Annotated in this window: 27 protein-coding genes and 1 other annotated feature; of the genes, 22 read left to right on the top strand and 5 right to left on the bottom strand. The window is 45.2% G+C overall.

Annotated features, from left to right (window positions below):
* Nucleotides 1–13 precede the first annotated feature (13 nt).
* From rpsR to IGI96_RS07105, 6 genes are all read left to right on the top strand, one after another.
* A complete protein-coding gene (rpsR, locus tag IGI96_RS07130; RefSeq protein ID WP_005226367.1) occupies nucleotides 14–250 on the top strand; it encodes a 30S ribosomal protein S18 in 237 nt (78 codons plus the stop codon).
* Nucleotides 251–490: 240 nt separating this feature from the next.
* Complete coding sequence (locus tag IGI96_RS07125) at nucleotides 491–1,939, top strand: DHH family phosphoesterase (RefSeq protein ID WP_015508681.1); 1,449 nt, start codon at nucleotides 491–493, stop codon at nucleotides 1,937–1,939.
* 15 nt (nucleotides 1,940–1,954) lie between these two features.
* On the top strand, nucleotides 1,955–2,407 hold the full coding sequence (gene rplI, locus IGI96_RS07120) for a 50S ribosomal protein L9 (protein WP_005226371.1): 453 nt from the start codon (nucleotides 1,955–1,957) through the stop codon (nucleotides 2,405–2,407).
* A gap of 108 nt (nucleotides 2,408–2,515) precedes the next feature.
* Nucleotides 2,516–3,886, top strand: a complete 1,371-nt coding sequence (gene dnaB / locus IGI96_RS07115) for a replicative DNA helicase (protein ID WP_005226374.1) — start codon at nucleotides 2,516–2,518, stop codon at nucleotides 3,884–3,886.
* A gap of 247 nt (nucleotides 3,887–4,133) precedes the next feature.
* Nucleotides 4,134–5,426, top strand: a complete 1,293-nt coding sequence (locus tag IGI96_RS07110; RefSeq protein ID WP_005232916.1) for an adenylosuccinate synthase — start codon at nucleotides 4,134–4,136, stop codon at nucleotides 5,424–5,426.
* 140 nt (nucleotides 5,427–5,566) lie between these two features.
* On the top strand, nucleotides 5,567–6,442 hold the full coding sequence (locus tag IGI96_RS07105; RefSeq protein ID WP_016608936.1) for a DegV family protein: 876 nt from the start codon (nucleotides 5,567–5,569) through the stop codon (nucleotides 6,440–6,442).
* A 100-nt stretch (nucleotides 6,443–6,542) separates the two neighbouring features.
* Here the strand turns inward: IGI96_RS07105 and IGI96_RS07100 are convergent, their stop codons facing one another.
* Nucleotides 6,543–8,165, bottom strand: coding sequence for an ABC-F family ATP-binding cassette domain-containing protein (locus tag IGI96_RS07100; RefSeq protein WP_005226380.1), 1,623 nt, complete (start codon nucleotides 8,163–8,165; stop codon nucleotides 6,543–6,545).
* 208 nt (nucleotides 8,166–8,373) lie between these two features.
* On the opposite strand from IGI96_RS07100, the gene IGI96_RS07095 reads away from it, so the two are divergent.
* Nucleotides 8,374–9,192 (top strand): ZIP family metal transporter, encoded by an 819-nt coding sequence (locus IGI96_RS07095; RefSeq protein WP_438784971.1) that lies wholly within the window; start codon nucleotides 8,374–8,376, stop codon nucleotides 9,190–9,192.
* 55 nt (nucleotides 9,193–9,247) lie between these two features.
* Here the strand turns inward: IGI96_RS07095 and IGI96_RS07090 are convergent, their stop codons facing one another.
* The gene (locus IGI96_RS07090; protein WP_010748476.1) at nucleotides 9,248–9,451 is read right to left on the bottom strand and encodes a hypothetical protein; all 204 of its coding nucleotides are present in this window, start codon (nucleotides 9,449–9,451) and stop codon (nucleotides 9,248–9,250) included.
* 150 nt (nucleotides 9,452–9,601) lie between these two features.
* Between IGI96_RS07090 and IGI96_RS07085 the strand changes: the two genes are divergently transcribed.
* Nucleotides 9,602–10,003, top strand: a complete 402-nt coding sequence (locus tag IGI96_RS07085; protein WP_010748477.1) for a DUF4809 family protein — start codon at nucleotides 9,602–9,604, stop codon at nucleotides 10,001–10,003.
* A gap of 102 nt (nucleotides 10,004–10,105) precedes the next feature.
* Here the strand turns inward: IGI96_RS07085 and IGI96_RS07080 are convergent, their stop codons facing one another.
* Nucleotides 10,106–11,350 carry a glutamate-5-semialdehyde dehydrogenase gene (locus IGI96_RS07080; RefSeq protein ID WP_086338858.1) on the bottom strand — a complete coding sequence of 415 codons (1,245 nt, stop codon included), beginning with the start codon at nucleotides 11,348–11,350 and terminating at the stop codon, nucleotides 10,106–10,108.
* Complete coding sequence (gene proB / locus IGI96_RS07075; protein ID WP_005226390.1) at nucleotides 11,347–12,162, bottom strand: glutamate 5-kinase; 816 nt, start codon at nucleotides 12,160–12,162, stop codon at nucleotides 11,347–11,349. The genes IGI96_RS07080 and proB overlap by 4 nt, the downstream gene beginning before the upstream one ends.
* 189 nt (nucleotides 12,163–12,351) lie before the next feature.
* Here proB and IGI96_RS07070 point away from each other — a divergent pair, with 189 nt between their 5' ends.
* The 12 genes from IGI96_RS07070 (at nucleotide 12,352) to IGI96_RS07015 (ending at nucleotide 22,658) form a co-directional block, all read left to right on the top strand.
* Nucleotides 12,352–12,861: a hypothetical protein gene (locus IGI96_RS07070; RefSeq protein ID WP_010748479.1), complete on the top strand. Its 510-nt coding sequence runs from the start codon at nucleotides 12,352–12,354 to the stop codon at nucleotides 12,859–12,861.
* Nucleotides 12,862–12,905: 44 nt separating this feature from the next.
* Nucleotides 12,906–14,276, top strand: a complete 1,371-nt coding sequence (radA, locus tag IGI96_RS07065) for a DNA repair protein RadA (RefSeq protein WP_005226394.1) — start codon at nucleotides 12,906–12,908, stop codon at nucleotides 14,274–14,276.
* Nucleotides 14,277–14,444: 168 nt separating this feature from the next.
* Nucleotides 14,445–15,584 (top strand): PIN/TRAM domain-containing protein, encoded by a 1,140-nt coding sequence (locus IGI96_RS07060; RefSeq protein WP_005226396.1) that lies wholly within the window; start codon nucleotides 14,445–14,447, stop codon nucleotides 15,582–15,584.
* Between the two features lie 169 nt (nucleotides 15,585–15,753).
* The gene (gltX, locus tag IGI96_RS07055) at nucleotides 15,754–17,211 is read left to right on the top strand and encodes a glutamate--tRNA ligase (RefSeq protein ID WP_016608945.1); all 1,458 of its coding nucleotides are present in this window, start codon (nucleotides 15,754–15,756) and stop codon (nucleotides 17,209–17,211) included.
* Nucleotides 17,208–17,406 (top strand) — a binding site (T-box leader). It overlaps the preceding gene by 4 nt.
* 65 nt (nucleotides 17,407–17,471) lie before the next feature.
* Nucleotides 17,472–18,008, top strand: coding sequence for a serine O-acetyltransferase EpsC (gene epsC, locus IGI96_RS07050; RefSeq protein WP_026008130.1), 537 nt, complete (start codon nucleotides 17,472–17,474; stop codon nucleotides 18,006–18,008).
* Nucleotides 18,001–19,413 (top strand): cysteine--tRNA ligase, encoded by a 1,413-nt coding sequence (cysS, locus tag IGI96_RS07045; RefSeq protein WP_015508686.1) that lies wholly within the window; start codon nucleotides 18,001–18,003, stop codon nucleotides 19,411–19,413. Before epsC ends, cysS begins: the two co-directional genes overlap by 8 nt.
* Entirely contained in the window at nucleotides 19,410–19,832 is a 423-nt protein-coding gene (locus IGI96_RS07040; RefSeq protein WP_005226405.1) for a Mini-ribonuclease 3, read from the top strand. Before cysS ends, IGI96_RS07040 begins: the two co-directional genes overlap by 4 nt.
* Nucleotides 19,798–20,637 (top strand): 23S rRNA (guanosine(2251)-2'-O)-methyltransferase RlmB, encoded by an 840-nt coding sequence (rlmB, locus tag IGI96_RS07035; RefSeq protein ID WP_005226411.1) that lies wholly within the window; start codon nucleotides 19,798–19,800, stop codon nucleotides 20,635–20,637. Before IGI96_RS07040 ends, rlmB begins: the two co-directional genes overlap by 35 nt.
* The gene (locus IGI96_RS07030; RefSeq protein ID WP_010748486.1) at nucleotides 20,634–21,152 is read left to right on the top strand and encodes an NYN domain-containing protein; all 519 of its coding nucleotides are present in this window, start codon (nucleotides 20,634–20,636) and stop codon (nucleotides 21,150–21,152) included. The genes rlmB and IGI96_RS07030 overlap by 4 nt, the downstream gene beginning before the upstream one ends.
* A 95-nt stretch (nucleotides 21,153–21,247) precedes the next feature.
* Nucleotides 21,248–21,811 (top strand): sigma-70 family RNA polymerase sigma factor, encoded by a 564-nt coding sequence (locus tag IGI96_RS07025; RefSeq protein WP_015508689.1) that lies wholly within the window; start codon nucleotides 21,248–21,250, stop codon nucleotides 21,809–21,811.
* An 87-nt stretch (nucleotides 21,812–21,898) separates the two neighbouring features.
* A complete protein-coding gene (locus IGI96_RS07020) occupies nucleotides 21,899–22,144 on the top strand; it encodes a Veg family protein (RefSeq protein ID WP_005226417.1) in 246 nt (81 codons plus the stop codon).
* A gap of 61 nt (nucleotides 22,145–22,205) precedes the next feature.
* Nucleotides 22,206–22,658 (top strand): GNAT family N-acetyltransferase, encoded by a 453-nt coding sequence (locus IGI96_RS07015; protein WP_010748489.1) that lies wholly within the window; start codon nucleotides 22,206–22,208, stop codon nucleotides 22,656–22,658.
* 95 nt (nucleotides 22,659–22,753) lie between these two features.
* Here the strand turns inward: IGI96_RS07015 and mscL are convergent, their stop codons facing one another.
* The gene (mscL, locus tag IGI96_RS07010) at nucleotides 22,754–23,200 is read right to left on the bottom strand and encodes a large conductance mechanosensitive channel protein MscL (protein ID WP_005226421.1); all 447 of its coding nucleotides are present in this window, start codon (nucleotides 23,198–23,200) and stop codon (nucleotides 22,754–22,756) included.
* A 161-nt stretch (nucleotides 23,201–23,361) separates the two neighbouring features.
* Here mscL and yfmF point away from each other — a divergent pair, with 161 nt between their 5' ends.
* A complete protein-coding gene (gene yfmF / locus IGI96_RS07005) occupies nucleotides 23,362–24,630 on the top strand; it encodes an EF-P 5-aminopentanol modification-associated protein YfmF (RefSeq protein WP_060791695.1) in 1,269 nt (422 codons plus the stop codon).
* Nucleotides 24,623–25,921: an EF-P 5-aminopentanol modification-associated protein YfmH gene (gene yfmH / locus IGI96_RS07000; RefSeq protein WP_074934338.1), complete on the top strand. Its 1,299-nt coding sequence runs from the start codon at nucleotides 24,623–24,625 to the stop codon at nucleotides 25,919–25,921. Before yfmF ends, yfmH begins: the two co-directional genes overlap by 8 nt.
* Nucleotides 25,922–26,145 lie beyond the last annotated feature (224 nt).

The raw sequence follows: 26,145 nt of genomic DNA, 5'->3' as shown, positions 1-26,145 counted from the left end.
GGAGGGAAATAGGATGGCACAACAAAGAAGAGGCGGACGCAAACGTCGTAAAGTAGACTACATTGCTGCAAACCATATTGAACATATCGATTATAAAGATATTGAATTACTAAAACGTTTCATTTCAGAACGCGGTAAAATCTTACCACGTCGTGTAACTGGTACTGGTGCGAAAAACCAACGCAAACTTACCATTGCAATCAAACGTGCGCGTATCATGGGATTACTTCCATTCGTAGGCGAAGAATAAATCGAATGATTTTTATTGACAAGTTTCTTTTGAAGCTTGTCAATTTTTTTATCCATCGAAGAGTAACTTGTTATTTTATATATAGATAGAATAACGAATGATAGAAATTTTTTCCTAGTTGGTTCACCAAAAAAGTTTCACGTGGAACTTTTTTGCATCAATCGCCTATTTGATTGTTTTGTGGTAAAATAAGGAACAAAGCTTCAAAAAAATGGAATGATACATTGAGGGGTAAAAAAGATGGCAGCAATTGGGTTGATTTCAATTGATAATTACGATGATTTGATTGAGAAAAAAGACGACAAACAAGTTTCTTATTTGAACTCGCTGATCACGACATTGATTTCTGATTGGGCAAGTGAGAATCATGTTTTTTACAAACGAATCAATTCCGAGCGGTTTCTTTTCGTCGCGAAGTATTCAGATATTGAGCGGATGAAGGAAGAAAAATTCCAATTTTTGACTAGAGTACGGCAAGTTGCGGAAAAAAATGATCTGCCATTAACGATCAGTATGGGGATCTCCTATGGGGAAGAGTCTTTTGAAGAGATCGGGGAAGTGGCACAAAACAATCTCGACATTGCGTTAGTTCGCGGCGGTGATCAAGTCGTTTTAAAAGAAGCCAAAGAAGAAGCAAAACCGCAATTCTTTGGTGGCAATACAGACGGCACACCCAAGAGAACGCGTGTTCGTTCTCGTGCCATGAGTACGGCGTTGAGAAAGATTTTTGCTGAAAACCAGCGGATCTTTATCATGGGTCATCGTTACCCAGACATGGATGCCTTAGGTTCGGCTTTTGGGGTGGCTTACATGGCGATGATGAGCGACAAAGAATGCTACATCATTTTAAATCCAAAAGAGATCACCGCAGACATTCAACGGGCATTGGAAGAATTGAAAAAATACCCCGAGCTGGAACGATTTGTGATCACTGGGGAAGAAGCAGTTAATTTATCAAATGAAGAAAGTGTGCTAGTGATGGTAGATTACCATAAGCCGTCGATGTCGATCTCGCAAGCGGTCTATGATGAATTTGACAAAATCGCAGTGATCGATCACCATCGTCGCGGGGATGAGTTTCCCGATAAGCCACTATTGACGTATATTGAATCTTCCGCGTCTTCGGCATCGGAACTGGTAGCAGAATTAATCCAGTATCGTGCTTCTCGCAGATCGCAAGTCCCGAAATTTATTACGACTTCTTTATTAGCGGGCATCTACGTGGATACGAAGAACTTCACGGTGCGAACCACTGGTCGGACCTTTGATATTGCTGGTTATTTGAAAAACCAAGGCGCAGATACGTCATTGGTTCAATACATGTTGAGTACGGATCTCGATTCCTATTTGATGATCAGTGAACTGGTTTCTCGCAGCCAGCATTTCCGAGAAGATATCGTGATTGCTGCAGCGGATGAAGATCGGGTGTACGATAGTGTCACCGTTGCGAAAGCGGCCGATACTCTGCTATCGATCAATGGGATCCATGCCGCATTTGTCATTACGAAACAACCAGGAGATTTGATCGGTATCAGTGCTAGAAGCACTGGTAAAGTCAATGTACAAACCTTGATGGAGGCATTAGGCGGCGGCGGACATTTTACCAACGCAGCCACGCAAATAAAGAACAGCAGCATTGGTGATGTAGAAAACCAGCTGCGAGCGGAATTAACGAAAAATGAACAATAACAAGGAGTGACCAAGATGAAAGTTATTTTCTTACAAGATGTCAAAGGCAAAGGCAAAAAAGGCGATATCAAGGAAGTCCCTAATGGCTACGCACAAAACTTTCTGATCAAAAACAACTTAGCCAAACCTGCCAACAATGAAAGCATGGCAGAATTAAAAGGCAAACAAAAAGCCAAAGAAAAACAAGACGCAGAAGTCTTAGCAGAAGCGAAAGAGTTAAAAGCACTTCTTGAAAAGGAAGAAACCGTTGTGAAAATCAATGCCAAAGCAGGGGAAGATGGCCGTTTGTTCGGTTCGATCCCATCAAAACAAATCGCAGATGCCTTGAACAAGCAATACAAAATAAAGATCGACAAACGCAAAATCGAATTGGATCAGCCGATCCGTGCATTAGGCTTTACGCAAGTACCTGTAAAATTGCACCCACAAGTAACGGCAACGATCAATGTTCATACCATCCAAGAATAAGCATTACTCCCAACAGTCACATGTTGGGGTTTTTTTCGGCAAACGTCCAAGCAATCTTGTACTTTGGATGGGAATCTTGTAGAATGAATGGACGAAGGAGCGAATGGCATGAATGAAGTTTGGCAAAATCAAGTTCCCCCACAAGATATTGAAGCGGAACAAGCGGTCCTAGGGGCAGTCTTTTTAGATGCCGATGCGATCATCGATGCAATGGAAGTAATCGCCCCAGAAGATTTTTATCGCCGCAGCCATCAAATAATTTTTCAAGCAATGATCCAGTTGAACGACCGTAGTGAATCGATCGACTTGATTACGTTGAAAGCAGAAATTGAAAAAAGCAACAGTCTTGAAGATGTTGGCGGCCTGACGTATCTGACTGAATTGAGTCAAGCTTCACCATCAGCAGCAAGTATTGCTTATTATGCGAAGATCGTTGACGACAAAGCCACGTTACGCAATCTGATCCAAACAGCGAGCCGCATCGTAACCAAAGGCTTTGAACAAGATGAAGATGTGCAGTCGATCATTGATCAAGCAGAAAAAAGTATTTTAGAAGTATCCGAAAAGCGCAATAGCAATGGCTTCCAATCGATAGCGGAAGTCTTGAATCGGACGATCGAAACGATCGATCAGTTGGCGCAAAACAATGAAGAAATCACCGGATTACCTACGGGTTATGCGGCTTTAGACAAAATGACGGCGGGGCTGCAAAAAGAAGAGCTGATTATTCTCGCTGCCCGCCCCGCGGTAGGGAAAACCGCGTTTGCCTTGAATATCGCGCAAAATGTCGGAACGAAAACCGATCGTTCCGTAGCGATCTTTAGTCTGGAAATGGGGGCTGAATCATTGGTCAATCGGATGCTGTGTGCGGAAGGCTCGATTGAGGCCAGTCACTTGCGGACGGGGCAGCTCTCAGAAGAAGAGTGGCGCAATTTGATCGTTGCCATGGGCAGTCTTTCTAACGCCAATATCTATATCGATGATACCCCTGGGATCAAGATCTCTGAGATTCGGGCACGTTGTCGGAAACTGGCGCAAGAAAAAGGCAATCTCGGCTTGATTTTGATCGACTACTTGCAGCTGATTGAAGGAACGGGTCGCGAAAACCGCCAACAAGAAGTCTCTGAGATCTCTCGCCAATTAAAGAAACTGGCGAAGGAATTGAAAGTGCCGGTGATCGCATTGTCTCAGCTTTCTCGGGGTGTGGAACAGCGACAAGACAAACGTCCTGTTTTAAGTGATATCCGGGAATCAGGATCGATCGAGCAGGATGCCGATATCGTTGCTTTCTTGTATCGGGATGACTACTACCGCAGTGAAGGCGACGATGACGATGAACCAGAAGAACAACAAAACAACAATGTGATCGAAGTCATTATTGAGAAAAACCGGAGTGGTGCCCGAGGGACCGTCGAACTTCTATTCATCAAAGAATACAATAAATTCTCCTCGGTCTCGCCACGAGAAGAGTTCGGGTAAGACACCAACGATGTGAGAAACCAAGGCTCCTGCTGCCGTCTGCATTGCGCTGATGGCAGTAGGGCTTTTTTTATGTGCCGACTTTATTCGTTTTTACGTGTATAAATAATTATTCCAAAGAAAATAGTTCGTTTTTTACCCCTGAAAAATGAGAATTTAAAACGATTATTCGATTTTAGATTGAAAGAGCTTGCGAATCTTGTTACAATACTTAAGGAATGCACTAATTAAAGAAAGAGGTCATTATATGTCATCTGTAGTAGTAGTAGGTACACAATGGGGCGATGAAGGTAAAGGAAAGATTACGGACTTTTTGAGTGAAAACGCGGAAGTCATTGCACGTTATCAAGGTGGAGACAATGCCGGCCATACGATTAAATTTGACGGTGTGACCTATAAACTGCATTTGATTCCTTCTGGGATCTTTTATGCAGATAAAATCAGTGTCATTGGAAACGGGGTCGTTGTGAACCCGAAATCATTAGTTAAAGAATTAGCATACTTGAAAGAAAACAATATAATAACAGAAAACTTAAAGATTTCTGATCGTGCACATGTTATTTTACCTTACCATATCCATTTGGATCAGCTGCAAGAAGATGCCAAAGGTGACAACAAGATCGGTACCACGATCAAAGGGATCGGACCAGCCTATATGGATAAAGCTGCCAGAGTCGGCATTCGGATCGCTGATCTTTTAGACAAAGAAATTTTTGAAGAACGTCTGCGTATCAACTTAGAAGAAAAAAATCGTCAATTCGTGAAAATGTTTGACGCAGAGCCAATCGCTTTTGAAGACATTTTTGAAGAGTATTACGAATATGGCCAACAAATCAAAAAATATGTGACGGATACTTCGGTGATCCTTAACGATGCCTTAGATGAAGGCAAACGGGTTTTATTTGAAGGGGCACAAGGCGTGATGCTGGATATCGACCAAGGAACCTATCCTTTCGTGACATCATCCAACCCCGTTGCTGGGGGAGTCACTATTGGTAGTGGTGTGGGTCCTTCAAAAATCAACAAAGTCGTTGGTGTCTGCAAAGCTTACACCTCTCGGGTAGGAGATGGTCCTTTCCCAACGGAACTGTTTGATGAAACAGGTGAACAAATTCGTAAGATCGGTCGTGAATACGGAACAACGACAGGACGTCCTCGCCGTGTGGGCTGGTTTGATACCGTCGTGATGCGCCATTCAAAACGTGTTTCAGGGATCACGAACCTATCCCTTAACTCGATCGATGTCTTGAGCGGCTTAGAAACCGTGAAGATCTGTACGGCTTATGAACTAGACGGCGAATTGATCTATCATTACCCAGCAAGCTTGAAAGAGTTGAACCGCTGCAAACCAGTCTACGAAGAACTTCCTGGCTGGTCTGAAGACATTACTGGCTGCAAAACATTAGCAGATTTGCCAGAAAATGCACGCAATTACGTTCACCGCATCTCTGAATTAGTCGGTGTCCGCATTTCGACCTTCTCGGTAGGACCAGACCGCAGCCAAACCAACATCTTAGAAAGTGTTTGGGCGCAAATCTAATCTGACGCAAAAGCTTCAGAACAAGACGAAGAACTCCTGTGTCAAAAGCAGTCAACGATAAGTTTGGCTGCTTTTGATGAGAATTTCTTCTGTCTTGTTCTTTTTTTGCTATAATAGGGGGTAACGAGAGGGGTGAAACCATGTTTCAAATCATGACAGATTCCTGCTGTGATTTACCAGCAGCAAGATTAGCGGAGCTAAATGTTGCGTATATTCCGATGCTGATCGAATTAGACGGCAAAGAATATATCGATGATATGGGCAAAGAATTTGATACGGAATGGTTTTTAGGAAAACTAAAAGAACATGCGCAGCCGACAACTTCTCAAATCAATGTCGGACGTTATATGGAGTATTTTCGGCCGTATGTCGAAGCGGGCACACCGATCCTTTATTTAGGTTTTTCTTCAGGAATGAGCGGCTCATTCCAAAGTGCCGTCCAAGCCGTAGCCTTACTAAAAGAAGAATACAAAGAAGTTGCGATCACCTTGATCGATACGCGCTCTGCGAGTTTAGGCGAAGGCTTCTTAGTGGCTGAAGCAGCCCAACAAAAAGCCCAAGGACGTTCGTTGCTGGAAGTCAGCCAATGGGTAGAAGAAAACAAACTGCGTTTAGATTCATGGGTCACCGTCGACGATTTAAAACAATTGGAACGCGGCGGCAGAATCTCTAAAACAGCGGCAGCGATCGGCGGATTGCTGAACGTGAAACCAATTATTACCGTCGATACTGCGGGAAAATTACGCAGCGTTGATCGAGTGCGGGGACGCAACAAAGCGATCCAAAAAATCGTAGATCAAACCATCGCCAATCTTCACGAATCAAAAACCAATACGGTTTATTTTGCCAATGCTGGCGATGCCGAAGCGGCGGAGAAAGTCATCAAACGTTTGACCGAAAAAATTCCTGACATTATTATTCATCATTATCCATTAGGTCCAACGATCTCCAGTCATACCGGCTACGGCTGCTTGGCGCTGTTTTCATTCGGCAAAGCCCGTTTAGAACAAGCGTAACCTGCCAAAAATACCCGAAGCACCTAGGAAAAATAAAAGAAACGCTCCAGTTGCAGCCTTGGTGGCGGGCAACTGGAGCGTTCTTTTTTTCAAAAGCAGCTTATTGATTCATTTCTGCTACGCGTTTTTGGACATCTTTGTTTTCTAAGAATTCATCGTAGGTCGTTTCGGCACGATCCACCACGCCTTTGCTAGAGACCGCAATGATACGGTTCGCAAGGGTTTGAATAAATTGGTGGTCATGAGAAGCAAACAACAATGAGCCGGTGAAGGCCATCAAGCCATCGTTTAATGCGGTGATCGATTCTAAGTCCAAGTGATTGGTTGGATCATCCAATACCAATACGTTGGCTTTTGAAAGCATCATTTTCGACAACATGCAGCGAACTTTTTCGCCCCCGGAAAGAACATTGACGGGTTTTAATACTTCGTCACCAGAGAACAACATGCGACCTAGGAAGCTGCGCAAGAAGGTATTGTCGTCTTCTTCTTTGCTTGCGTATTGACGCAACCAATCAACGATCGGGGTATCCGTATCAAATTCGCTGGTCGTATCTTTTGGCAAGTAGGCATGCTGCGTGGTCACGCCCCAACGAACACTACCTGTATCAGGAGTGATTTCCCCCATGATGACTTTGAATAGCGTTGTGGTGGTGATATCGCTATTGGCAACAAAAGCGACTTTGTCGTCTTTGTTCAAGGTGAAAGAGATATTGTCTAAAATCTTTTTGCCGTCGATCGTCACACTGACATTGTCGACTTGCAGCAAGTCATTCCCGATTTCACGTTCTGGTTTAAAACCGACAAATGGGTAACGGCGAGACGATGGTTGAATATCATCAAGAGTGATTTTATCCAACATTTTTTTCCGAGATGTTGCTTGTTTGGATTTTGATGCATTGGCACTAAAGCGTGCGATAAAGTCTTGCAGTTCTTTGATCTGCTCTTCTTTTTTGGCATTTGATTGGGATTGTAATTTCGCAGCTAATTGGCTTGATTCCAACCAGAAATCATAGTTGCCGACAAACAATTTGATTTTGCCGAAGTCTAGATCGGCCATATGGGTACAAACTTTATTTAAGAAGTGGCGGTCATGGGAAACAACGATGACGGTGTTGTCAAAGTTGATCAGAAACTCTTCTAACCAGTTGATAGATTGGATATCCAATCCGTTGGTAGGCTCATCTAGGAGCAAGACGTCTGGCTTACCGAAAAGGGCTTGTGCCAGTAAGACTTTCACCCGTTGACCAGCAGTTAGATCTTTCATCAAGACATGATGCAATTCATCGGGAATGTTCAAGCCTTGCAAAAGAACAGCGGCTTCGGGCTCTGCTTCCCAGCCATCAAGTTCCGCAAATTCGCCTTCTAGTTCGGCGGCACGAATCCCATCTTCATCAGAAAAGTCTTCCTTCATGTAAATCGCGTCTTTTTCTTTCATCACTTCGTAGAGACGTTTATGGCCCATGATGACCGTTTCGATCACTGGGAACTCTTCGTAATCATAGTGGTTCTGCTTCAAGACAGCCATCCGTTCATCAGGACCTAAAGACACATTCCCGGTTGAAGGTTGGATCTCACCAGATAAAATTTTTAAAAAAGTTGATTTACCAGCACCATTTGCACCAATCAAACCATAACAATTACCAGGCGTAAACTTAATATTAACATCATCAAACAGTTTGCGGTCTGAAAAATGCAAACTTACATCACTTACTGTAATCAATTCTTTTCCTCACTTTATATAAATTGACATGGAGTCTCCTAGCATTATAGCGATGAATGTTGAAACTTTCAAGTAAAGCCGAGGATTTCATCAGGAAAGGCTTAGGGCTGGTGAAAGAAAAATTTTGGCTGCTGCTGCCTTCCTAGTAGAACCTGACGGCTTCCTATGCTAGAGTATTGGTAGAATAGTTAGACAAAGGAGCAGACGAATGGTGGATTGGTTGGTTGGATTGTCGCCATGGCAGCAAGCGTTGGCGGGGACAATCTTTACGTATGGTATGACGGCGCTTGGGGCAGCGCTAGTCTTTTTCTTCAAAGAAATCAATAAAAATGTCCTGAATACGATGCTGGGGTTTGCCTCTGGCGTGATGATCGCTGCTAGTTTCTGGTCGTTATTAGATCCTGCGATCGCACGAGCCGAAGAAAATGGCGACATTCCGTGGCTTGTGGTCAGCATCGGGTTTGGTTTGGGTGGTTTGTTTCTATATGCAGCAGATAAGACGCTCCCGCATATGCATTTTGGTCCGAATCATGAAACAGAAGGTTTGCCCAGTCATTTGAAGCGAACGATCTTGCTGGTCTTTTCCATCACGCTGCATAATATCCCAGAAGGCTTGGCGGTAGGGGTAGCGTTTGGGGCGGCGGCTAGTGCCGATGATCTGCGAGCAGCGATCTTAGCGGCGCTTTCGGTAGCGATCGGGATCGGGATCCAAAATTTTCCAGAAGGCGCAGCCGTTTCGATCCCCTTGCGCCAAGAAGGGTTAAGCCGAACCAAAGCCTTTATGTACGGGCAAGCGTCAGGGATCGTAGAACCGATCGCCGGTGTGATCGGAGCTTTGCTAGTAACGAGTATGTCCGCTGTCTTGCCGTATGCGTTGGCTTTTGCAGCGGGTGCTATGATCTATGTAGTGGTGGAAGAATTGATTCCAGAAGCGCAGCAAACCTTGACGAGTCGCCGCCATTTTGCGGTCTTTGGCGTCATGCTAGGCTTTATCTTAATGATGGTTTTAGATGTAGCATTAGGCTGATCGATAAAAAAACACCTGACTTTCCAAACGTCAGGTGTTTTTGATTTACTTGTAATTAACGATAATATTTTCTTGGCTTTTGGCGAATCGATGTTAACCAGCGAACGATCAAAACGGCTAGCAGCAAAGGAATCCCGAAACGGAAGACCAATCCGATCAGCCCACCAATAATGCCTAATACAACGGATAAAACAAGGGATGCTGCGATTAAAACTGCCACGACAGTAACGATTCTTCCTAATAAACTTTCTGTATTCATTGTGACTCCTCCTAGACTTTTTTTCTTATCCCTAGCATAGCAAGAAAGAAAAAGAAACACATCCAACTTAAGACGGAATAATTGCTCCGCCGTGCGCCATAGGTTTGTGATAAACTAAACATGAATGAATCATGAAAGGAGTCAAAAAGAATGAATGCAGAAATTCTCACGAGCCAAGTCATCACAGAAGGAGGGTGCAATGCCTGTTTGCCTTATGAACTCAATACCTTCACGCTGCAGCTGCCGGATGGTCGTAGTTTTTCGTTAGAAAACTTGGATGCTGCTGCATTAGTGATGCCAATTGCCCAGATCAATCAGTGGCAGACGCGCTTATTATTAGAAGAAGACGAAGGATTGATCTATCAAAAAGGAACGCAAGAAGTAATTTTCGTAGAGGGCAGCCGTCAGGATACGTTTTCCAGCAAAGGACAGACGATTTCTTGTCCGAAAAAGAGTTGCGAAGCTGACGTCTTTGCCACAACCAATCGAGTGCTGACAGAATTGTTTGGCATCGAACCGATTTCCTTCGTTCTGCGGGCTGCACAAGCATAAGAGGACGAAAAAAGCCGCTTGCGCATGTACCGACCTTTTAAAGTTAGCTTTTTAGTCTAACTATTGGAAGTCATGACAGCAAGTGGCTGTTTTTTCGTATCGTTACTTACGGATCTGGCCTTCGCCATAAATAATGTATTTGGTAGAAGTCAGTGCTTCTAACCCCATTGGCCCACGGGCATGGAGTTTTTGCGTCGAGATGCCGATCTCGGCACCAAAGCCAAACATAAAGCCATCCGTGAAACGGGTCGAGGCATTGACGTAAACCGCCGCCGCATCAACTTCTTTCAAGAAGCGTTGGGAAGCGAAATAATCATCGGTGATGATCGCTTCGGAGTGCTTCGTATTGTAGCGATTGATGTGAGCAATGGCTTCTTCTAGCGAAGCCACCACTTTGATCGCTAAGATATAGTCTAAAAACTCGGTTGCCCAGTCCTCTTCAGTGGCAAGCTGTGCATTGTTCAAAAACGCCAATGCTTTTTGATCCCCTCGCAATTCGACTTGATCGGCAAACTGCTTTTCTACCATAGGCAAAAACTCCGCTGCCACTGCTTCATGGACGAGGATCGTTTCGATGGCATTGCAGACAGAAGGGCGTTGAGTCTTTGCATTCGTGACGATCGCCAGTGCCATCGGCAGCTGGGCTGCTTGGTCGATGTAGATATGATTGTTGCCGGTGCCGGTTTCGATCACTGGCACCGTGGCGGTCTCTTTGACACGACGAATCAAGCCGGCGCCTCCCCGAGGGATCAAAACATCCAAGTAATCTGTCAGCCGCATCAGCTCAGCCGCTGTTTCGTGGCTCGTGTCTTCGATAAACTGGATCGCATGGCGGGAGTGTCCATTGGCAGCTAAAGCCTCTTGTAAAATAGTCACGAGGACTTGATTGGAGTGGAAGGCTTCCTTTCCACCACGCAAAATCACGGCATTTCCTGATTTGAAACACAGACTAGCTGCGTCAGTGGTGACATTAGGGCGGGCTTCGTAGATGATGCCGATGACCCCTAAAGGCACTCGTTGTTGACCAATCAAAAGATCGTCAGCATTGCGCCACATTTTATCCACGGCACCGATTGGGTCGGGCAATTGGGCGACTTCTCGGATGCCGTTAGCCATCTCGATGATCCGTTGTTCTGTCAGCAACAGTCGATCCAGCATCGTCTGGCTGGTTCCTTTGGCTTTTGCGGCGGCTAGATCTTGTTGATTAGCAGCTAAAATCGTCTCGGCAGCTTTTTCTAAAGCATCGGCCATCGCTGCCAGTAGGTGGTTTTTTTCACTGGCACTCAGTAAGCTTAATGTCTGGGCGCTTGCTTGAGCTTGTTGACCGATCGTTTGCAAGTTGCTCATTGCTCATCCTCCGTTCGTTGATAAAAGTGGGTGCCGACAGGTTCCCCTGCGAGCAAGTCAAAAATAATTTTCGGCTGCTTGCCGTTAGCCAGCAGCATGTGACTGTTCAAGTCTAAGATACGTTGGGCGGCTTTTAGTTTACTGGTCATACCGCCGGTTCCATAAGGACTGCCTTTTCCCGTAGCTTGTTCTAAAAGTTCTGGGGTGATTTCATTGATCTCGGAATACAAAACGGCCTCAGGATCATTCAGCGGATTGGCGGAATAAAAGCCGTCGATATCAGAAAGCATGATCAAAAGCTCGGCTTTCGTCAACTGAGCGACGATCGCTGACAGCTGGTCATTGTCGCCGAATTTGGTGAGATGATCCAATTCATCCACTGCTACCGTGTCGTTTTCATTAATGATCGGGATGATCCCCATCGTAAGTAATTGCTCTAAGGTGTTGCTAACGTTTTGACGGCTTTGGGGAAATTCGATGATGTCTCTGGTCAGCAGGATCTGTGCAGTCTGCTGGCTATAGCTTTGAAAACGCTGGTTGTAGATCGTCATCAGTTCCGATTGGCCAACGGCGGCCACGGCTTGCTGCTGCGGGATCTCCACGGGTCGTTCTTTCAAATTCAACTTGTTCATGCCAACACCGATCGCACCAGAAGAAACTAAGATGATTTCTTTGCCTTGGTTTTGCAAAGCTGCTAAGACAAAGGCTAATTCATCGATGCCAGCTAGATTGATGGCACCATTGGGATAAATCAACGAGCTGGTGCCGATTTTTACAACGATTCGGTTTTTGTTTGAAAGATCTGCGCGCATATGCCACCGCCTATTTTTTGATATTTTTTCTATTGTACTCGCAAACGGGCGTTTCGTCATGTCCTTTTTTCTTTTTGGTCTATTTTTAAACGAAGAAATTGTAAAGACTTTTCGATAATTGTGTTTTCCATGAAGAAAATAGTTCTTCCTATGCTAAAATAGCTATATGTTTTATTATTGGAGGAACCCATGAAATTACGAGGATTTGAAATTATTACAGCATATAAAGAAAAAAGCATCACCTTGCCTCAACGTGCCACCCATCATGCGGCTGGTTACGACTTTGAAGCAGCGGAAGAAATCGTGGTGCCAAGCATTTGGAAAGCGGGCGTGATCGACGGGGTCAAAGCGCTTTTTGCGAAAGAGACCGCAAAACAGTTGAAGCCAACCTTGATTCCCACGGGGATCAAAGCCTATATGGGGGAAGACGAGTATTTGCAGCTGACAAATCGTTCCAGCAATCCTTTGAAACGTTTCTTAGTCTTGACGAATGGTGTCGGCGTCATCGACAGCGATTACTATGACAATCCAGATAATGAAGGGCATATCATGTTTCAGTTTACCAATTTCGGCCCCACAGATGTCGTCATTAAAAAAGGCGAACGGATCGGCCAAGGAATTTTCTTGCCGTTCTTAAAAGCTGATCAAGATACAACCACTGCCAGCCGAACCGGCGGCTTTGGCTCCTCGAATCAGTAAATCCTGCCTGGGGGTCTGTTTGATAGAAGTAGTGGAGGAGATCAATGGCAAAAAAAGCAAAAAGTCAATTTGTCTGTCAAAATTGTGGGTATAGTTCCCCTAAATATTTAGGGAAATGCCCCAATTGCGGCAGCTGGAATTCAATGGTGGAAGAAGTGATCCAAGAAACCGCCGATCGTCGAGTGCGTACGACATTGACGGGGCAAAAGATGCAGCCGACGAAAATCGCCGATGTCGTACCGAAAAAAGAACCGCGAGTCCAAACGAAACTCGCTGAGTTGAATCGCGTCTTAGGTGGCGGCGTGGTCCCAGGCTCCTTGATTTTGATCGGTGGGGATCCAGGGATCGGAAAATCGACGCTGCTCTTGCAAGTTTCCCAGCAATTAGCAGCGATCGGCGGGACGGTCTTGTATGTGTCAGGAGAAGAAAGTGCCGAGCAGATCAAAATGCGGGCGCAGCGCTTAGGCGCCATCGACACAGAATTTTATCTCTATGGGGAAACGGACATGTCAGAGATCAGTAAAGCGATCGAAAACATCCGCCCAGATTATGTGATCATCGATTCGATCCAAACCATGACCCAACCGGATATCACCAGCGTGGCAGGCAGTGTCAGCCAAGTGCGAGAAACGACCGCAGAATTGCTGAAAATCGCCAAAACCAATGGCATCGCCATCTTTATCGTTGGCCACGTGACGAAGGAAGGCTCGATCGCAGGACCGCGGATGCTGGAGCATATGGTGGATACCGTCTTGTATTTCGAAGGCGAAAAGCACCATAGTTTTCGAATTTTGCGGGCCGTCAAAAACCGCTTTGGGTCCACCAATGAGATCGGGATTTTTGAAATGGAAGAAGGCGGGTTGAAAGAAGTCGCCAATCCGTCACAAGTCTTTTTGGAAGAACGCTTAGAAGGCGCAACTGGATCGGCGATCGTAGTAGCAATGGAAGGCAGTCGGCCAATCTTGGTGGAGATCCAAGCACTGGTCACGCCAACGATGTTCGGCAATGCCAAACGCACGACGACGGGGCTAGACTTCAACCGCGTCTCGCTGATCATGGCGGTTTTAGAAAAACGGGCAGGCTTGCTGCTGCAAAATCAAGATGCCTACTTAAAAGCAGCCGGCGGGGTCAAATTAAATGAACCTGCGATCGATTTAGCGATCGCTGTTAGTATCGCGTCTAGCTACAAAGAAAAAGGCACCAGCCCGACGGAGTGTTTTATCGGTGAAATTGGCTTGACGGGTGAGATTCGCCGAGTCAACGCGATCGAGCAACGGGTCAAAGAGGTGCAAAAACTAGGTTTTACGAAAGTTTATTTGCCGAAAAATAATCTGACTGGCTGGCAGCCGCCCAAAGGCATCGAAGTCGAAGGCGTGTCTACCTTAGCCGAAACCTTGCGGAAAGTCTTCCGTTAAAGTGGAGTCAATGCAAGAGCAAGGGGCAATCGCCTCTCCTCTTGCCCTGACGCTGCTGATTCATTCGTTTGAACCAACCGACCGACAGCCGCTGACTGGCGGAAGGAGCCTGTCTGGCAGCACGGATTTTTGAACAAAAGAAACCTACTGGAGTATGGAGGAACATGTATGCAGAAACGAGTCATTACCGCACTAATGGTACTTGCCGGAGCAAGTCTGGGGATCTCACTGATGCCTATCGCATGGCAAGCCATTGGGCAAACCCAAAATGAATGGCTGAATAATAACATCACTAATAGTTTGCTTGGAGCCCTTATTTTCTTTTTATTATCTTTACTATTAGCGAAATATATTGCAGCCGGTATTCGCAAAATTGAAGAAAAACTAAGTGAATTGAGCTTAACCTATCTCTTGTTTGGCGCAATTGGTTCGATCATCGGTCTGATGATCGGTGTGATCGTGTCGATTCCTTTTTACAATTGGGATATTCCTTTTATCAACGGGATCGCCCCAATCTTAGTAATGGTCCTGTTAGGGTATCTCGGTTTTCAGATCGGGACGACACGGATCGATGAATGGAAAAAAGTCTTTGCCCCGAAAAACAAAAAGGCAGAGCCCCAAGAGCAAGATGAACAGCAGATGCTGGAAAGAAAAATCGCGGACCATTTCCACAAATACAAAATTTTGGATACCAGCGTGATCATTGATGGTCGGATCTATGACATTGCTAAAACGGGCTTTTTAGAAGGCGTCTTGCTGATCCCGAATTTTGTCTTGTATGAATTGCAATACATCGCAGATTCTGGCGATAGTTTGAAACGGGTTCGGGGCCGCCGCGGCTTGGATATTTTGAATGCTTTGCAAAAAGAAGAAGGCATCGCAGTTGAGATGTATGAAGGCGATTTTGAAGACATCTCCGAAGTCGATAGCAAGCTGATCAAGTTAGCGAAGATGCTGGATGGTGTCGTCGTGACCAATGATTACAATTTAAACAAAGTTTCTGAATTTCAAAATGTGCCTGTCTTGAATATCAATGCGTTAGCCAATGCGGTCAAACCAGTGGTGATTCCAGGAGAAAGCATGCACGTCTTAGTGGTGAAAGCTGGCACGGAGCGCCAGCAAGGGGTCGCTTATCTAGATGACGGGACGATGGTCGTGGTGGAAGATGGCCAGCATTACATGAATGAACACATCGAAGTGATCGTCACCAGCGCCTTGCAAACGGCAGCTGGGCGGATGATTTTTGCCAAACCAGCCCATTCTGGTCGCGGCATCGACAACAAAGAAGGATCGAAATCAGAGAAATAATCCTAGGCAGCTGGCGTAAAATATGCCAGCTGCCTTTACTAATTGGGTTATTGATTGTACAATTCAACTTGAGGGTTCTGTTTTTTACGCGGGTCTTTCCCACTAAACTGAACAATAAGCCCCAAGCAGCTTGGCTGGCTTGGAAATCAGATGAAGGAAGAGGAAAACAATGACAAAAGTACGTGTACGTTACGCGCCAAGTCCAACAGGACATTTACACATCGGGAATGCTCGGACGGCTTTATTCAATTATTTGTTTGCTCGTCATAATGACGGTGAATTTATTATCCGAATCGAAGACACCGATCAAAAAAGAAACATTGAAGATGGTGAAAAAAGCCAGCTTGAAAACTTGCAATGGTTAGGAATGGATTGGGACGAATCACCTGAAAATCCAGGAGAATACGGTCCGTATCGTCAATCAGAACGCGGCGATATCTACCAACCACTGATCGATCAATTGCTTGCAAGCAATCGTGCGTATAAGTGTTATTGTACGGAAGAAGAATTGGAAGCCGAACGTGAAGGCCAAAGAGCTCGTGGCGAAATGCCCCATTATGCAGGGAAATGTGCCAACTTAACACCAGAAGAGCAAGCCGAAAAAGAAGCACAAGGCTTGAAACCAGTGATTCGTTTCCGTGTCTCTCGCAATACTGAATACAAATTCCACGACATGGTCAAAGGCGAGATCGTTTTTGAATCAGATAATGTCGGTGGCGATTTTGTCATCCAAAAACGTGACGGTATGCCGACTTACAACTTTGCAGTAGCAGTCGATGACCATCATATGAAAATCACCCATGTGCTGCGTGGAGATGACCACATCGCCAACACACCAAAACAGTTGATGATCTATGAAGCATTTGGCTGGCAAGCACCAGAATTCGGGCATATGACGTTGATCATCAATAGCGAAACCGGGAAAAAATTAAGCAAACGGGACGAATCGATTCTCCAATTCATCGAGCAATACCGTGAGTTGGGTTATCTACCAGACGCTATGTTCAACTTCATTGCACTTTTAGGCTGGTCACCAGTAGGGGAAGAAGAAATCTTCTCTCAAGAAGAATTGATCAAAATCTTTGATCCTGAACGGTTGAGCAAATCACCAGCTGCCTTCGATGCCAAGAAGTTGGAATGGGTCAATAACCAATACATGAAACAAATGGATCTGGATGAATTGACGGCAATGTGCGTCCCTTACTTGGTAAAAGCCGGTCGCATCGAAGAAACTTTGACCGAAGAAAAAGCTGCCTGGTTGAAAAAAATCGTTTCCCTGTATCAACCGCAAATGAGTTTTGCGGCACAAATCGTCGACCTTTCGGAATTGTTCTTCGAAGAACACCCTGAATTAGATGATGCAGCCAAAGAAGTCTTAGCAGGAGAAACTGTACCGACGGTTTTGACAGCCTTTAAAGAAAAATTACAGGCGATGCCAGTCGTTGAGGCTGCGGCAGTCAAAGCAGCCATCAAAGAGATCCAAAAAGAAACAGGCATCAAAGGCAAGAATTTATTCATGCCGATCCGCGTGGCGGTCTCAGGCCAAACCCACGGACCAGAACTACCAGATACCGTTGAATTATTAGGGAAAGAAAAAGCCCTTGATCATTTGAATAACGTGTTATAAACACAGCGAATAGACGAAGTACTAGCCGATTTTTTTCAGAGAGACCACGGAAGGTGAGAGTGGTCAAAAAAGGCTAGGAAATGCACCTAGGAGTGGCTTTGGCGCAAGTCAAAGACGAAGCAGCGGACGTTACCCGCTTGAAGGCAGTGCCGAACTGCGAACAAAAGTGGGACCACGCAAAAAAGCGTCTTTTGAATAAGGAAACTTATTTGAAAGACGCTTTTTTCGTATCAAGAAGTTTGGATAAAGTAGGTGAGAAGATGACTTGGTTCAAAAAAGCAATTGCGGCAACAAAAAAACATGATCCATCGGTACGATCAACGTTGGAGATCATCATCACATACCCAGGATTTCATGCCTTGTTTTGGCATCGTTGGTCGCATTTTTTGTTTCAGCATCGCTGGTATTTTTTGGCAAAACTGACGGCCCAGTTTTGGCGTTTCTTGACTGGGATCGAGATTCATCCTGGTGCGCAGATCGGCCAAGGGGTCTTTATCGATCATGGGATGGGCGTCGTGATCGGGGAAACGGCGATCATTGAAGATGATGTCGTCTTGTTTCACGGGGTCACCTTAGGGGGAACCGGTAAAGAGCGGGGCAAGCGTCATCCCACGGTCAAAACCGGTGCGTTTCTCTCAGCCCATGCGCAGATCTTAGGCCCTGTCACGATCGGTGAGCGTGCAAAGATCGGCGCCAATGCAGTGGTTTTGAAGGATATCCCCGCAGAAGCAACTGCTGTCGGAATCCCAGCAAAGATCGTTCGAATCAAAGGAAAGAAGGTTACCCACGATGATTAAAATCTATAATACGCTGACACGGGAAAAAGAAGTGTTTCAGCCATTAGAAGAAAAGAAAGTAAAAATGTATGTTTGCGGACCCACCGTCTATAACTACATCCATATCGGGAATGGCCGCAGTACTGTGTCGTTTGATACCGTGCGCCGTTATTTTGAATACCGCGGCTATACAGTGGACTATTTGATGAATTTTACCGATGTCGATGATAAAATCATTCGTGCGGCAAAAGAATTAGGCACGACGGCCCCAGAAGTGGCAGAGCGTTTTATCAACGCCTTCAATGAAGATACCGCAGCGCTGAACGTCAAACCTGCTACGATGAACCCTCGTGTGATGGATCATATCGAAGACATCATTGCCTTTATTGCTGCTCTTGTAGAAAAAGGCTATGCCTATCCAGTCAATGGCGATGTTTATTACCGTACCCGTAAATTTGCTCACTATGGGCAATTAAGCGACCAATCCATCGATGAGCTGGAAGTCGGCGCAAGCCAGCGGACCGGTGAAGAACAAAAAATCAAGGAAGATCCGTTGGATTTTGCTTTGTGGAAAGCGGCAAAAGGCGATGAGATCGCTTGGGAATCTCCTTGGGGAGCCGGTCGTCCTGGCTGGCATATCGAATGCTCGGTGATGGCGACCAAACACCTAGGCGAGACCATCGATATTCATGGAGGCGGACAAGACTTGACCTTCCCGCATCATGAAAATGAGATCGCCCAAAGCGAGGCGAAAACTGGCAAGACCTTTGCCAACTATTGGATGCATAACGGCTATGTGACGATCGGTGAAGACGAAGAAAAAATGAGTAAGTCACTGGGCAACTTCGTCACGGTGCATGAGATGGTCAAAAAAGTTGATCCGCAGGTGCTGCGTTTCTTTTTGGCAACGACCCAATATCGCCGACCAATCAAATACAGTGAGACTACCTTGCATGAAGCACAAACCAACCTGCAAAAATTGCGGACGACCTATGAAAATGCCAAATTCCGCTTGAATAGCAGTCATTATCAAGCCAGCGATGAGGAAGTCAATGCAGCGGTTCTGGAAGAATTTGAAGAACGTTTCGTCAAAGAAATGGACGACGATTTCAATGCGGCTAACGGGATCACTGTGGTCTATGAATTGGCGAAGTGGCTGAACTTAGCTAGCGAAGACCCAGAAACAGATTTGGCTTTATTAGCGGCTGGATTAGCCAAATTCAGCGAATGGCTGACGATTTTCGGGATTTATTTTGTATCCGAAGAATTGCTGGATGAAGAAATCGAACAGCTGATCAATGAACGGATCGCCGCCCGCAAAGCCAAAGATTTTGCCCGCAGCGACCAAATCCGTGATGAGTTGAAAGAACAAGGGATCATCTTAGAAGATACCCCGCAAGGAACCCGATGGAGACGAGAAGCATGAGAGATTATAAACAATTGAATGGTTTGGCATTGGCCTATGTGGGGGATGCGGTCTATGAAGTCTATATTCGCGATTATTTAGTCGCCCAAGGCCAAACCCGCCCGAACCAACTGCACCATATGGCGACCCACTATGTGTCGGCCAAAGCCCAAGCGGCATTGATCCAAAAGATGTTGGATGAAGAGATCCTGACCGAAGAAGAACATGATTTTTACCGCCGCGGCCGCAATAGTAAAAGCCATACGGGCGCCAAAAATGCCGATGTCACGACGTATCGTATCGCTACTGGCTTTGAATCGCTGATCGGGTATTTGCACCTCACGCAGCAACAAGAACGCTTAGACGAGCTAATAGACTGGTGTATAAAGAAAGTAGGAGAAGAAGATGCGAGAAAAACCGCAAAGAAAGCGTCCAAATAAAAAAACAGCTGGCCGATCAGAAGCCAGACAAGAAAATAAACCGGATCGCCGCAAAGAAGCCGCTGGAGAAGCCATCGAAGATAATTTTGTCTTCGGCTATCATGCGGTTGCTGAAGCCTTGAAAGAAGGGCGAGGCAACAAGCTGTTTCTTTCCGAAGAAGCACGGGGAGAAAAAATCGATCGTTTAAAAGAAATGGCGCGGGAACAAGCAGTTCCAGTCAAATGGGTGCCAAAACAAAAGCTGGATACGATGAGTGACCAAGGGGTCCATCAAGGCATGATCTTGGCGATCACCCCTTATCAGTATTTGACCTTGGATGAATTGTTGGCCCAAACGAAAGAACAGCCGCTGTATCTGATTTTAGATAATCTAGAAGATCCCCATAATTTCGGCTCCATCATGCGAACCGCTGATGCCAGCGGCGTAGACGGGATCATCATTCCAAAACACCGTGCGGTGGGGATCACGCCAATTGTGGTGAAAACGTCGACCGGCGCAGTGGAACATATCCCTGTGGCCCGCGTGACCAACTTGACCCAAGCAGTCCAGCAACTGAAAAAAGCTGGTTTTTGGATCTTCGGTACGGATATGAGTGGCAGTGATTACCGCACATGGAATGCCCAAGGGGCGGTCGGTTTGATCATCGGCAACGAAGGTCGCGGAATGGGGGAAGGTTTGAAAAAAGAAGTGGATCAAATGCTGACGATCCCAATGACCGGGCACGTGCAGAGCTTAAATGCCAGTGTGGCGGCAGGTTTGTTGATGTATCAGGCCTTTACTAGCCGAAATGGGGCGTCCCAATGAAAACCCCTTTGCTGATCGTGGATGGCTACAATATGATTGGCGCTTGGCCGGAGCTGGTTCTTTTGAAAAATCAGGACCGTTTAGAAGATGCCCGAGAAGCCTTACTGAATCGGCTGTCGAATTATGCAAAATATGAAGGGTTGAAAATCATCGTTGTTTTTGATGCTCAACTGGTGCCTGGTGTGACCCAAAGTTACACCAAATATCAGCTGGAAGTTATTTTTACCGAAGAAGGAGAGACCGCCGACAGCTACATCGAACGAATCGCTGGTGAATTAAACAATCGATTGACGCAAGTCACCGTCGCTACCAGCGATTTAGCCGAACAGTGGGTGATCTTCTCTCAAGGTGCTTTGCGGACTTCGGCACGGGAATTGTACAAAAGCGTGGAAAAAACGGAAAAAGACATCCACGAGCATCAAACCGACTTGCGGTTTGAAAATTTCCGACGCAATTCCCCTTGGTCACCTGAACAATTAGCTGAACTTGAAAAGAAATTGCAAGACCTTAGTTAGGGACAAAGTTGGTCTGGTAAATTAGAAGATGTCCCAGCCATTTATGATACGCTCCTTTTGTAGCAAATGAAGCAAAAACAAAAGGAGTGATCTCGATGCGCACAAAGGAAAGACAAGTATCGCACCGTTCAGATAGATTTGAAGAGTTGTTCAGAAAATATCGACCGATCGTTGAGATTTTGCATAAAAAATATTATCTGCGGGATTATGACTTAGACGATTGGCTGCAAGAAGGCAGGATCGTTTTTAATAAGTGTCTTAAGACTTACGATAAGGACAAAGGAACGACCATCGGTATCTTGTTTAAGCGTTCCTTTGAGAACCGTATCTGCAGCCTGTTGCGGGCGCAGCATGCCCAAAAACGCAAAGCCCAAGTCGATGCCTGCTCGCTGGAAGAAAAGCTTTTACAAGAAGGCAATCGGTTTTTGACCGATCATAATCGCTGTGCGGAAACTGCAGAGACCTACTTGTTCGTTAATGAATCGTTGGCAGAGTATCCGAAAAGTTTATCGTCTTTAGAACGAATGGTTATAATGAATTATTTAAAAGGATTAGAACTTGATCAGATTGCCGCTCAAGAAAAGCTGCCTTATGAAAAAATAAAAAGCGCTTTCAGTCGCGGTCGGACAAAGTTGATAGCGCTTATCAAGGGTGTTTAACAAAAATCTTATTGAAAGTAGAATTATTTTATGGTAAACTTGAAATTTTCTGCTTTTCGTGGTATGATGATGCTCGAGGTGAATGCGATGCCAACAACTTTAGCTACGATCAAGAAAGATTTAGAAGGCCGTATCGGTAGTGAGATTATGCTAGTTGCTCAGACTGGACGTAAGCGTCAAACTGAACGTCGCGGCGTTTTGACAGAAACTTATCCTTCAGTTTTTGTTGTAGATTTGGATCCAAATGAGAATTCATTCGAGCGGGTTTCTTATAGTTATTCAGATATTTTAACTAGAACTGTTGAGATTGAATTTTTATCAGAAGCTGTTTGAAACAAGAAGAGTTGACACTTTGTTGACTCTTTTTTGGTTCAATAAGATAAGGAGTGATGGGATGGCGTTTTTTCTAAAAGAGTTAGGGGAAATGACTGGGGTGGAGTTTTATCAGCTTGCCCGTTTGCGTACAGCGGTTTTTGTGGTGGAACAAGCGTGTGCGTATCAAGAGATCGATGCGATCGATGCACAAGCCAAACATTTATGGGCCCTTGATGAGGAAGGGCAGATCGTTTCGTACGCCCGTATTTTCCAGCAGGAACAAACGGTGCATTTTGGTCGGGTCATTGTGGCACCAGCATACCGGGGGCAAAAAGAAGGCCATCGTCTGATCAAAGAAGTTTTGCATCGCATTGAGCAGTGTTATCCAGCTTTGCCTATTGAGATCGAAGCACAAGCCCACTTAGAAAAATTCTACGGCCAGTATGGCTTTAAAACCATTACACCGCCTTTTTATGAAGACGGGATCCTGCATGTCGGGATGAAAAAAGAAGCAAGCACAGCGACTCTCTAAAGAGGTTCGCGTGCTTGCTTCTTTTAGCGCTATGATTGATGGATCGGATGAATCCGAATCGCTTCTTTCGACCTTATTGACTAAGAGCCGTTTTTTTATCGGATCGTATCATCCAATGATGTTGGACGTGGATCAACAGTGTTGGCAGGAGGCGTTTGCGCTTTTAGAAGGTCACGAATCTCTTCTAAATAATCCTCTGCAGTGACTTCTGGTACTTCTTCTTCCTCAGGTTGTTGTTTCAGATTGCGTAGTTTGTTGACTGCTTTGACAATCAAGAACAAGACAAATGCGGTAATCAAGAACGTAATAATGGCAGTAATTACGCGGCCGAAATCAAAGACCACATTTTTGGCTGGTTCAAAGACCAAGCCAGAAAAGGCATCTGCGTTACCAAAGAGTGATAAGATCCATGAAACCAATGGTGTCAGCAATCCTTCAACTAAACTAGTGACGATTGCGGTGAAGGCACTCCCGATCACGACCCCGATCGCCAAGTCAATGACGTTTCCTCGTAAAATAAATTCTTTAAATTCTTTAATCATCCTGTATCCTCCCTTCTAAATCTTACTGACAGTATAGCGAAAAACGCGGGATTTATAAAAAAAAACGCTCGCTGCAACAGGTTTGATCAGTGAGCCGAGGAGAAAGTTTGTCAGCTATGCTATAATTGAAGAGATAATTTTGCTTCTAGAAGGGGTGTCACATGTCTATTGAATTAAAAAAAGGTGTTCGGTTAACGGTGCTACCGACCAAAAAGTATAAAACGATCCGTTTTTTCGTTCGGTTTACTGCACCATTGCAGGCTGAAATGACCGCCAAACGGACCTTATTGACCAGTTTATTAGAAACGACTAGTTTGGCTTATCCGACACAGACCGCATTTAGCAGTCAGCTGGCAGAGCTTTACGGTGCCAGCTTTGGTATGAATGTTAACAAACGGGGCAATCTGCATCAAATCAATGCAGCGATGTCCTTTGTCAACGGGAAGTACGTGTCAGATGAAGCAGTATTGCCGCAAGCAGCCGCTTTTTTAGCAGAAGTTTTGTTCCATCCGAATGCCCACGAGGAACAGTTTGAAGAAAAGAACTTCACCATCGAAAAGCACAACTTGATCGCCTATATGAACAGCGTGGCAGAAGATAAGCAAGCATTGGCTTCTTTAGGGCTGCAAGAGTTGTATTTCGAAAACGATCAGAATCAGAAGTATCCGAGCTTTGGCCGTCCCCAAGACTTAGAAGCTGTGACCGCAAAAGAGCTTTACCAAACCTATCGCTCAATGATGGACAATGATCAAATCGATCTTTTCGTGATCGGCGATGTGGTTGAAGCAGAAGTTGCGGCGCTCTTCCAAAACATGGCCTTTACCGATCGGCCAGACCAAGCAATGCCGGTCTTTTATCAGCAAGCGGCGGAAAATATCATTCGCGAGAAAATCTTGCGGGAACCAATCATCCAAGCCAAATTGAACTTAGGCTATCATACTGGCGTGTATTATGACCAAGCCGAGCGGATCGCCTTTATGGTCTTCAACGGGTTGTTTGGCGGATTCCCTCATTCAAAACTGTTTATGAATGTCCGAGAGAAAGAAAGTTTGGCGTATTATGCTTCTAGCAGTATCGATACGTTTCGTGGGTATTTGTCGGTCCAAACGGGGATCGATGGCAAAAACCGCGATAAGGTCTTCAAATTGATCGAACAGCAGCTGCAAAGCTTGCAGCGTGGCGAAGTCACCGCGGAAGAACTGGCACAAACAAAAGCGATGTTGAAAAACCAGTACTTGCTTTCATTGGATAACCCACAAGCACTGATCGAAACAGCCTATCTGAATCAGTGGGTACCGAATACGAAAATGACGGAAGATGAATTTATGCAGAAATTGGCACAAGTGACCGTGGCTGATGTCCAAGCATTGGCTCAAAACGTGTCCTTGCAAGCTGTATTCTTCCTGGATAAGGAGACGACCCATGAATAAAAAAGTCTATCAGCAAATCAATGAGACCCTTTATGAAGAAGTATTGCCAAACGGCTTGAAAGTTTATTTGCTGCCAAAAGCCGATTTCCATAAAACTTACGGACTTTTCAGTACGAACTATGGCTCTGTCGACAATCATTTCGGGTTTTCACCCGAAGCATTGCATCAAGTCCCTGATGGCATTGCCCATTTTCTAGAGCACAAACTGTTTGAAAAAGAAGACGGCGATGTCTTTCAAACCTTTGGTCAGCAGGGGGCTTCTGCCAATGCCTTTACCAGTTTCACGAAAACCAGCTACCTTTTTTCGGCAACCGATCAAATCAAGTTGAACCTTGAAACGTTGATCGATTTCGTTCAAGCCCCGTATTTCACAGAAGAAACCGTCGAAAAAGAAAAAGGGATCATTGGTCAAGAAATCCAAATGTATGATGACGATCCAAACTGGCAGCAGTTTTTCGGTATCATCAAAAATCTGTATCCGAAGCACCCCTTGCATATCGATATCGCTGGTACGGTGGAAAGCATTGCGCAGATCACCGCTGAAGACTTGTATCTTTGCTACAATACCTTCTATCACCCAAGCAACATGACGCTTTTTGTGGTAGGCAATATCGATCCTGAAGAAACGATGGCGTGGATTCGGACCAATCAAGCGGCCAAGACCTTTCCAGAAACGCAGGCGATCATTCGCCAGTTTCCTGAAGAAACCTTTGCCGATATTCAAGCAGAATCAAGTCTTACCATGCCAGTAACACGTGCCAAAGGCGTATTAGGGATCAAAGGGGACTTGAACAAACTGCCGAAATCAGGAAGAGAGCTCTTGCGCTTCAAAAATGCGTTGAATCTTTTCTGCCAATTGGTGTTGGGCAATACTTCCGCCAATTATTTGCGTTTGTATGATCAAGGCATCATCGACGACACATTTGGGTTTGAAGTGAACTTGGATCGCGGCTTTTACTTTGCCGACTTCTCGGGGGATTCTGAAGAGCCAGAAAAAATGTTGGCAGAAATTGAAGCGATCGTAATGAATTTCCAGCAAGATCCAGAGATCAATGAAGAAAACTTGACGTTATTGAAGAAGAAAATGCTAGGAAAATATTTCCAATCACTGAACTCACTGGAGTTTATCGCAAACCAGTTTACCCAAAGTTTATTCGGTGAAACGACGCTCTTTGATCTGCCAGAGGTGATCCAATCGATCACTTTGGAAGATGTCCAGCAAGCGGCTCGTTCCTTTATCGATCCCAAAGCGTTTAGTCGTTTTTACATGTATCCAACGGAAAAAGCCTAAGCGAAGGCTGGTTTTGTCAAACAGCTGTCATCTAAGCGACACTGACTGATTCAAGGAGGAACGCCCAACAGAACAAGGGCTGGCCAACTCCTGAGTCATTCAGTGTTTTCTTTTTGCGTCAAAGGGTGGTTTTTTCTTGCAATTTGATGCCAATTTGGCGAAAAGTATTAAAATTTGTTTGCGAGTTGTGGTTAGGCTATCCTCAGACTTTTTCTTTTATGGTA

It is taken from the genome of Enterococcus sp. DIV0421 (assembly GCF_051713745.1).
GTDB lineage: Bacteria > Bacillota > Bacilli > Lactobacillales > Enterococcaceae > Enterococcus_D > Enterococcus_D casseliflavus.
The sequence above is the reverse complement of the archived record's forward strand: the minus strand, read 5'-3'. Positions and strand labels throughout refer to the sequence as shown.

What these genes read in the sequence shown, in the direction of transcription:
- rpsR (WP_005226367.1), top strand. Translation starts at nt 14, where the DNA reads ATGGCACAACAAAGAAGAGGCGGACGCAAACGTCGTAAAGTAGACTAC.
- IGI96_RS07125 (WP_015508681.1), top strand. Translation starts at nt 491, where the DNA reads ATGGCAGCAATTGGGTTGATTTCAATTGATAATTACGATGATTTGATT.
- rplI (WP_005226371.1), top strand. Translation starts at nt 1,955, where the DNA reads ATGAAAGTTATTTTCTTACAAGATGTCAAAGGCAAAGGCAAAAAAGGC.
- dnaB (WP_005226374.1), top strand. Translation starts at nt 2,516, where the DNA reads ATGAATGAAGTTTGGCAAAATCAAGTTCCCCCACAAGATATTGAAGCG.
- IGI96_RS07110 (WP_005232916.1), top strand. Translation starts at nt 4,134, where the DNA reads ATGTCATCTGTAGTAGTAGTAGGTACACAATGGGGCGATGAAGGTAAA.
- IGI96_RS07105 (WP_016608936.1), top strand. Translation starts at nt 5,567, where the DNA reads ATGTTTCAAATCATGACAGATTCCTGCTGTGATTTACCAGCAGCAAGA.
- IGI96_RS07095 (WP_438784971.1), top strand. Translation starts at nt 8,374, where the DNA reads ATGGTGGATTGGTTGGTTGGATTGTCGCCATGGCAGCAAGCGTTGGCG.
- IGI96_RS07090 (WP_010748476.1), bottom strand. Translation starts at nt 9,451, where the DNA reads ATGAATACAGAAAGTTTATTAGGAAGAATCGTTACTGTCGTGGCAGTT.
- IGI96_RS07085 (WP_010748477.1), top strand. Translation starts at nt 9,602, where the DNA reads ATGAATGCAGAAATTCTCACGAGCCAAGTCATCACAGAAGGAGGGTGC.
- IGI96_RS07080 (WP_086338858.1), bottom strand. Translation starts at nt 11,350, where the DNA reads ATGAGCAACTTGCAAACGATCGGTCAACAAGCTCAAGCAAGCGCCCAG.
- proB (WP_005226390.1), bottom strand. Translation starts at nt 12,162, where the DNA reads ATGCGCGCAGATCTTTCAAACAAAAACCGAATCGTTGTAAAAATCGGC.
- IGI96_RS07070 (WP_010748479.1), top strand. Translation starts at nt 12,352, where the DNA reads ATGAAATTACGAGGATTTGAAATTATTACAGCATATAAAGAAAAAAGC.
- radA (WP_005226394.1), top strand. Translation starts at nt 12,906, where the DNA reads ATGGCAAAAAAAGCAAAAAGTCAATTTGTCTGTCAAAATTGTGGGTAT.
- IGI96_RS07060 (WP_005226396.1), top strand. Translation starts at nt 14,445, where the DNA reads ATGCAGAAACGAGTCATTACCGCACTAATGGTACTTGCCGGAGCAAGT.
- gltX (WP_016608945.1), top strand. Translation starts at nt 15,754, where the DNA reads ATGACAAAAGTACGTGTACGTTACGCGCCAAGTCCAACAGGACATTTA.
- epsC (WP_026008130.1), top strand. Translation starts at nt 17,472, where the DNA reads ATGACTTGGTTCAAAAAAGCAATTGCGGCAACAAAAAAACATGATCCA.
- cysS (WP_015508686.1), top strand. Translation starts at nt 18,001, where the DNA reads ATGATTAAAATCTATAATACGCTGACACGGGAAAAAGAAGTGTTTCAG.
- IGI96_RS07040 (WP_005226405.1), top strand. Translation starts at nt 19,410, where the DNA reads ATGAGAGATTATAAACAATTGAATGGTTTGGCATTGGCCTATGTGGGG.
- rlmB (WP_005226411.1), top strand. Translation starts at nt 19,798, where the DNA reads ATGCGAGAAAAACCGCAAAGAAAGCGTCCAAATAAAAAAACAGCTGGC.
- IGI96_RS07030 (WP_010748486.1), top strand. Translation starts at nt 20,634, where the DNA reads ATGAAAACCCCTTTGCTGATCGTGGATGGCTACAATATGATTGGCGCT.
- IGI96_RS07025 (WP_015508689.1), top strand. Translation starts at nt 21,248, where the DNA reads ATGCGCACAAAGGAAAGACAAGTATCGCACCGTTCAGATAGATTTGAA.
- IGI96_RS07020 (WP_005226417.1), top strand. Translation starts at nt 21,899, where the DNA reads ATGCCAACAACTTTAGCTACGATCAAGAAAGATTTAGAAGGCCGTATC.
- IGI96_RS07015 (WP_010748489.1), top strand. Translation starts at nt 22,206, where the DNA reads ATGGCGTTTTTTCTAAAAGAGTTAGGGGAAATGACTGGGGTGGAGTTT.
- mscL (WP_005226421.1), bottom strand. Translation starts at nt 23,200, where the DNA reads ATGATTAAAGAATTTAAAGAATTTATTTTACGAGGAAACGTCATTGAC.
- yfmF (WP_060791695.1), top strand. Translation starts at nt 23,362, where the DNA reads ATGTCTATTGAATTAAAAAAAGGTGTTCGGTTAACGGTGCTACCGACC.
- yfmH (WP_074934338.1), top strand. Translation starts at nt 24,623, where the DNA reads ATGAATAAAAAAGTCTATCAGCAAATCAATGAGACCCTTTATGAAGAA.